The sequence below is a fragment of the Mycobacterium sp. 852002-40037_SCH5390672 genome (assembly GCF_001665875.1).
Classification (GTDB): Bacteria; Actinomycetota; Actinomycetes; order Mycobacteriales; family Mycobacteriaceae; genus Mycobacterium.
Window position 1 is genome coordinate 1 of sequence record NZ_LZTA01000076.1, and the last position, 1,317, is coordinate 1,317.

Genomic DNA, 1,317 nt, shown 5'->3' on the forward strand with positions numbered 1-1,317 from the left:
ATCTTGCTTGATGATGTGAATCCGCAGATGCCGCAGGCGCGCAAGGACATTCAGCGGTTGGCGGCGTTGGGGGATACGTATGCGAACGCGTCGCCGGATTTGTTTGATTTTCTGAACAATGCGGTGATCACCTCGCGCACGATCAACGCTCAGCAAAAGGATTTGGATCAGGCGTTGTTGTCGGCGGCCGGGTTCGGCAATACCGGTGCCGAGCTGTTCAACAAGGGTGGGCCGTATCTGGCGCGTGGTGCCGCCGACCTGGTGCCCACCGCCCAGCTACTGGACACCTACAGCCCCGAGCTCTATTGCACGCTGCATAACTACCACGACATCGTGCCCATCACGGGTGCCTCCGAGGGCGGATTCAACGGCTACTCGCTCAACATGGACACCGAGGTCACGTCGGGGCTGGGTTTGTTGCTCAATCCGGTGGCGACCGTGCCGGTCCTGGCGTCGCTGGTGGGCGGCATTGCCGGACTGGTCGGCGGCGCGCCGAACCCCTACGTCTACCCCGAGAACCTGCCGCGGGTGAACGCGCGCGGTGGCCCCGGCGGGGCGCCGGGGTGCTGGCAGCCGATTACTCACGACCTGTGGCCCGCGCCCGAGTTGGTGATGGACTCCGGCAACAGCATCGCGCCGTACAACCACCTGGACACCGGATCGCCCTATGCGATCGAGTACGTCTGGGGCCGCCAGGTCGGCGACAACACAATCAACCCGTAGAAGCGCCGCTTAGTGTGCGAAAGAATTGCCAGAGAACACAATCTGCTTCCCAGACGCTCGGTGAGCTGCCCGCCGCGGGTGCGGTTGTCCGAAAAATGATGTTGTGCGCCCGCCGGTTCCGCCGTTGCTTTGTTTGTGCCCACTGCGGCACGGTACATTCCACTGGTCTTATTGCATGCGTGTACAGGCCGACGCCGGGAGGCGGCGGCCCCGAGATGAGGGGCGGCGGTGGCGACGGTGGGTTGCCCGGATAACCAACCGCGCGGGTGGCCACCCGTCGTCGCATCCTCGATGATCTTCGGGCTGGCCTAGCGCCATGGAAGGTTCACCCGTTCAGATCAACGACTCGCGGGAGCCGCCCTACAAGCTCATCACCTTGGTCGTGGTGGTGGTGCTCGCGGTGATCTTCAGCCTGGTCTACGTCCAGTTCCGGGGAGGTTTCACCGAGAAGACGCAGCTGACGATGTTGGCGTCGCGGGCGGGTTTGGTGATGGATCCGGGTTCGAAGGTGACCTATAACGGGGTGGAGATCGGCCGGGTGGGGTCGATTTCGGAGACGGTGCGTGATGGGAAGCCGGCGGCGAAGTTCATGTT

The 1,317-nt window shown here is 63.5% G+C and carries 2 protein-coding genes; both read left to right on the top strand.

What is annotated here, in order from left to right; genetic code table 11:
- Positions 1-723: MCE family protein (locus A5782_RS12855; protein ID WP_197694210.1), on the top strand; the 723-nt coding region annotated here is incomplete at its 5' end.
- A gap of 316 nt (positions 724-1,039) precedes the next feature.
- The coding region (locus A5782_RS12860; protein WP_156623920.1) for an MlaD family protein at positions 1,040-1,317 on the top strand (278 nt) is incomplete at its 3' end.